The 6,135-nt window shown below is 47.5% G+C and carries 4 protein-coding genes; all 4 read right to left on the reverse strand.

Annotated elements, in window-relative coordinates; all coding sequences use genetic code 11:
* Positions 1 to 79 precede the first annotated feature (79 nt).
* The 4 genes from K9G39_RS02565 to blaOXA all read right to left on the reverse strand — a co-directional run bounded on the left by K9G39_RS02565 (position 80) and on the right by blaOXA (position 6,012).
* Entirely contained in the window at positions 80 to 808 is a 729-nt protein-coding gene (locus tag K9G39_RS02565) for a response regulator transcription factor (protein WP_292003362.1), read from the reverse strand.
* A 39-nt stretch (positions 809 to 847) separates the two neighbouring features.
* Entirely contained in the window at positions 848 to 2,842 is a 1,995-nt protein-coding gene (locus tag K9G39_RS02570; RefSeq protein ID WP_292003363.1) for a sensor histidine kinase, read from the reverse strand.
* 419 nt (positions 2,843 to 3,261) lie between these two features.
* Positions 3,262 to 4,221, reverse strand: a complete 960-nt coding sequence (locus tag K9G39_RS02575) for a tetratricopeptide repeat protein (protein ID WP_292003364.1) — start codon at positions 4,219 to 4,221, stop codon at positions 3,262 to 3,264.
* 1,008 nt (positions 4,222 to 5,229) lie between these two features.
* Positions 5,230 to 6,012, reverse strand: a complete 783-nt coding sequence (gene blaOXA, locus K9G39_RS02580; RefSeq protein ID WP_292003365.1) for a class D beta-lactamase — start codon at positions 6,010 to 6,012, stop codon at positions 5,230 to 5,232.
* Positions 6,013 to 6,135 lie beyond the last annotated feature (123 nt).

The following is a 6,135-nucleotide window of genomic DNA, read 5'->3' on the forward strand; positions in this document are numbered from 1 at the left end:
TCATACACTCCTGAATTAAAGGCAACACACGGTTCATCACATATCCTGACAGATCGACTCTCTGATGCATCCTGAAAGCTCAGGACAGCTGAAGCGGACCGGTAAAGGAATAACCGCTGCCGTGATCGGTCCGGAGCGGGAGCGTGCCGATTGAAAGTGTTTTTTTTCGCAGGCGGTGAACAATCGTTTCGAGCGCGCGGTGCCCGTATTCGTTCCGCTGATAACCGAGTGCATCCAGCAGCCGATCCCTCGGGACAGTACGGTCGATGTTTTGGGTGAAGCCGTGCAGAAACAAATACTCCTTGGTGGTAAGTTTGACGCCGTTACCCTTCGGAGAAATAAGCTCGCGAGTCTCTTCATGGAGTATCCACGTCCTTCCGATAACGGATAATGAAGGAGATGCGGAGCTTGGCTCTGTTTCCGCACGGCTGAGAAGATTCGATATAGAAGCTGAAAGTTCTCTGAAATCGACTGGTTTTACCAGAAAGAGATCGGCCCCTGTCTGATATGCGGCAAGACGGTTTTCAAGCGATGCATGAGCAGTCAAAACAAGAATACGTATATCGGTATTCTGCCGGAGATACTGAACCAGTACCATTCCGTCCTGATCCGGCAGCGACAGATCAACAATCGCTGCGGCATAGCTCCGCAGGGAGATTTCACGGTACAGATCTATAGCGGTGCTCACTCCGGTTACCTCTATGCCGTCGAGTTGCAGATATTTCGCGATGCTCTGGCTGAGGTCAGCGTCATCCTCGATAAGGATAATCCGCCAGAGATGTTCCGGTTCCCGTATTGATGTTTGCATACATAGAGAGGCTTAAGATTTACTGATATTTCCGGACAATTACTTGAGATCGTTACAGTCCGTGAACAATGGCAGCATGAGAGTTACCGTCACGAACCCCTTTTTCGGGTAACGTAAATTCACCCTTCCTCCATGCTGTTTTGCGATCTGGCGTACCAGCCACAAACCAACCCCTGCCCCGCCGACACCCGAAACATCCGATCCCCGACGATATTTTTTGAACAGTTCCTCGGTATCATCCGGCATCAATGCGTCGGTTTCGTTGGTGATGATGACGACGGCAGCACGCTCTCCTGTACGGCAGGTCACCAACACCGGTGCTGACGGAGGGGAGTATTTTCGGGCATTATCGAGCAGGTTGAACAGGGCTGTGTTGAGCAGTGGCTGTTCGCAATGAAGCACCCCTTCTGCGGCAAAGCCATCGAACAGAAAAGTTTTATCCGGCCACATGAGACTGACCGTATTGACTTGCTGAGCAACGAACCTGCCGATAGAAATACTTTGCCGGTCGCCCCTTGCTCTTGGTTCGGAAATCCGGCTCTGATCAAGGGAAACCTCCATTACCTCGACAAGGCGACCGACAGCCCTCCGCATCTTCAGAAACTCTCCCTGACACGCTGTACATTGTTTCAGGATCAGCCGCTCCAGCAGATCGATATTTCCCTGAATAACGGCCAGAGGGGTTCTGTATTCATGCGACAGCATCACAAGAAAACGCTGCAGCCGTTCTGACGACTGCAGCTCGGCAAGCAACGAAACCTCAAGGCGTTCCTTGTTCTCCTGCAACTCGTGGGTCATAACCATGGCCATCTCGATTGCGCGCTGTTCGGATAATCTTATGTTATCGAGTATCCGAATCTCTCCTCGTCGCAATCGATCGGTCATCGCAAGAAAAATCAGGAGAATATTAGCCAATGCGGAGAGTTGAAAGGTATTCATCCCGATTGCATGCAGGGGCAAAACGCCAAGATTCTGCAGAAACAACAATACATAAGCCAGACCATTCAGAGCAAATGCGATCAGGTAGGTAATCCAGTATCGCGGTTCCTGAACAAAGCATCTGAGACTCATCCAGAATATCAAGGCAATCAGGCCGAATGCCAGCTTCATTGCCCAGGGCATAATCATTGCATACAGACCAAATGGCACGGCGATTATGGATAGAACACCTACAGGAATCATCAGCTTAAGGTAGAGCCGACTCAGCGGGTAATCCGACTCCTTGAAAAGGGATAAGGCAAACAGGGCAAAAACAATCAGACCGACCCCGAAAACCATCCCTGAAACCATATTGGATACTATCGGAGGAAGCAGAGGAAAGAGAATAACATGCATCCCCTTCATGGTCAGAAAGGTAAGCAGAGAGGTAAATACATAGAGTGAAAAATAGAGAAACTGGGTATCCCTGACGGCTATGAACAGTATCATGTTCATCAGGGCGATCAGAAGAGCTATACCGAGATATGCCGATTGCTGGAACATATACAGGGAGGTATATTCCATAAGATCGGTATACGTATGCAGCGACCCTGTAAAATTGATGGTCGAATTGCTGGTTACGCGAACGTAGATTGTAACAGGTTTGTCCGCATCAAGGTCAACGGGAGCCACAAACTCAGGATGCCGCAACGGCATATTTTCTGCAGAAACCATCATGCCAAGAGCAATGGCCCGATAGGATGATGCCTGCCTCGGATCTTTTGTCGGCAGAGGTATATATATTGTCACGTCGTCAAGGTAGCTTGGCGAAAAGCGCAACCACCCCTGTCGGGGGAAATTATTGCCGCGTTCAAGCGTGAAGCGGAACCAGTATGCGGATCTGGAATAACCGGCATTGAACGGGCCATAATACGGACTGAATTGTTCCGAATACTTCTTGTCGAGAACATCATGTAATGTCATGTCGGTTGACGGATCTTCGATAACCGATATATATCCCGACAGATTATAGGAGCCCTCGCCGCCAAGCGTAAGCGGAGAGGCAACCGCATCTCGTGACGGATCAAGCGCAAAAATGAGCATAATAAGGCTCATAAATGAATGCAACAATAATGCATAAGCCTGATTAACACGGGAAATCGGATCTTTTCGGCAATAAATCACAGCTGTTCGTTATATAAAAAAGATATACTAATACATACAACGCATCAGTAGAACAAACATATAAAGCAGACATTCTCTTTAGAGGCCATCGCAAAAAAATGCGAATCATTCTGTGGCAAAAAATATTATACAGTAACAATGGGCTTATCCAGTCGAATAATGGTTTTGAGACTGTATCAAAAATTATATTATAAATAATTTTATTTACAATATAATTATCGTGCGAATAAATGATAGTATATACATATATGCCCTATATATATTATATGTATATATACTATCGTCTGTCGATGAATCTGTGAGTAGCATGCTTTTTCAGAAGCATCCGTATCAGGGTGAGCGGAGCCAGGTCACCGTGCCATGATGTATTCCCGGGGTTGCTGTAGATTGGCAAGAATGTTGAGCGCTTTGGTTAGATCGGGCATGTATCTCCGGGAATCGATTCGTGCAAGTTCACGGTAGATCTGTACCGCCTCTTGATAGTTTTTCCCGGCAGCCTCGAAATCATGGCGTGCTTGCTGCAAATCGGCAAGGCTGAAAATAGAGGCAGCAACATCCGGCATATGCTTCTGAAAATTATTACGTGCCAATAAACGTCTGATCAGCAATGCTTCCCGACAGCCTTTCTCGGCGGCATCGAAATTGTTGCGAGCTTTTTGCAGGTATGCAAGACTATCGATCGTATTTGCCACATGGGGCATATAGACCTTAAAATTGGTCTGCGCGAATTTACGATAGATTTGCAGCGCTTCCTGATAGTTCTGTTCCGCCGTTGCGTCATCGTTGTTGACTTGCTGAACCAACGCCAGACGGCTGAGCGTCCTGGCGACTTCGGGTCTGTAGGTTATGGGATTGGAGTAAGATAGTTCACGGTACAGTTCCAATGCATCCTGATAGTTTTGTTTTGCCGCTTCAAAATTGTTGCTGACTTGCCGAAGCAAGGCCAGACTCATCAGCGTCCTGGCTGCTTCGTGCTTGTAAGTCTGGAGATTGAGATAGATATCCAACGCCTCCATGTATCCCTGTTCGGCTGCATGTAAATCATTTTCGGTTTGCTGAAGATCTGCCAGAATGCAAAGAGTTCTGGCAACTTCGGGCAGAAATGTTTGCGGATTGGCGCGGGCCATCTCACGCCTGACCTGCAATTCCCTTTTATAATCAAGCTTATCATAACCAGTAACGTCACCGGTTGTGGAATCAGTTTTTTCTGCACTTTGGACTCCATCAACCCTGTGACGATCATAACCTCCAAAACGGAAACTATTGCTGGATCTTAACGATGAAAATCGGGAAATGAGAATGCGAAACATAATATTCTTTTTGAAATCACTTACCGTACAATTTATACGTCGTAATTACTATAATCGCATTATTTATTTTAATCACTGAGGGTCAAATTCCCCGAAGATTGCTTCGTGAAAGAATAATATGCATATAAATTCATACCCCACAGCTTGCGGCGGGGTAGCTGATTGAATTTCAATAAATCAATATAATATTTTATTCATTATAAATGACAAGAATATCATATTCAGTAATATGCATTATATAATAAAAATTTAATATATAAAATCACTATATATCATTTATATATTAAATATAGTTTTACTATATAAATGTTTGAGTTTAAGTAACAATCTCTGTATGATCTCAATTTCCGAATAATATATATGGAAACCTCAATAAGTATCCTGAACAACCTGAATACAAACCAGACGGAGGCCCGATGAAGTCCGGTTGCGCAATGAGTTTTACAAGCAGCCGTATTCATTTCTGGTGAGGTGTGATTTTATCGGGTAAGGTCAGCGCATTATTACGCAATCATCCCCGGTTTTCTGTTTTGCCATATTTTGATCCCCCCAGCCTATCTCAGCCTGTTGTGTGCAGATTCGGCTTACCCGCCCGGTTCGGCATACAGAAACGCCGCCTCCGGGGATGTTTTCACGCAGTCTCAACCCATTTGATCGCTCTGCCTGCACGCACCAGTGGAAGCAGTTGATAGTGAAAAATGATAATTCAAGCTGATAAGCATCCGGCAATGATCTCGACGGAATTCCAGCCGGACGGCTCAGAAAACCGGCAAAAAGCCGCAGGGCATATGCTGTCCACGGCATCAGAGAACCGAAATGCTTTTAGGGGGTACATAACCGAATGAATGGAGAGCCGTTCGTTGCTGAAGTACATCTGCAGCGCCTCTCCGTACTCGGCCAAGGTTCAGGCATCGTGTTCTTAACCTGGAACGGCCACCACCTTTCGATCAATTTCAACAAAGCGTTTTTCTTTGGCGTTCATCTTATTTGCTGGTTTTCTGTATATGCTTATCTGATGATGCCTTTCGCCTGCAGGGCCTCGCGCACCAGTTGCTTGCGAAGCGCCAGGTCGGTTTCGCTGCGGAGATCCATGTTGAGGGCGAAAAACCGGACATCATCCGGCGTTTCGATATAACCGACATACCAGCCGATTTGCGGGTTTGCGGAAGCGGCCCACCTGGTCTTTGCGTAGATCGTGAATTCCGGGGTTTTTTCTGCAACCATGATCTCCCTGAGCGTCGCATATGAGGAGTCGCTGAACGGCAACTTCCGCAGACAGAGCTTCCTGAGGAAATCCGCCTGCTCTCTGGCGCTGATTTCCAGTGAACCGTCGAGCCAGAAGGTCGTCGTGTCGAACGGCTCCCGCAGCTTTCCATAGCCCGAACGGTTCAGGTAGTCACGGTACTTATCCGCACCAATCCGGCGGGCAAGCTCCTGATAGTACCAAACGCATGAAACCCTGAACGCACTCTCCAGAGTCTGGTCGCGGTTCCAGTCTGCCAAATCGTGCCGCCTTCCGTCCCACCTTATCAGATGATCCTTTCCCGTCGCGACCCTCTCCTCCAGCGCGATGAGGGTGTTGAGTATTTTGAATGTCGAAGCTGCGGAAAACCGTCGGCTCGCCCGTTCGTCGTTATGCACAATTGTCCGGCCTCTCTTCAGCGATGAAAGCACCAGAGTTCCCATGACACCTTTCCGGGCGAACAGCCCGGCAAGCGCTGCATCCCCTGCCGCTGCAGGAGAAGGAAACAGGATGAAAAGTATGAGTGGAAAGAGTGAAGTGGACCCCATTGAGCAGACAAAAAAAGGTCAAGTTTAAGGTGGTAACCCACCGGTTGGTTATGCAGCTTCTTGTTGCTGCCCTGTAGTCTCCGATGACCCTTCGGAGGCACTTTTTTGAGAGAACTTGTCAAC

This window comes from Chlorobium sp., from assembly GCF_021740465.1.
GTDB lineage: Bacteria > Bacteroidota > Chlorobiia > Chlorobiales > Chlorobiaceae > Chlorobium.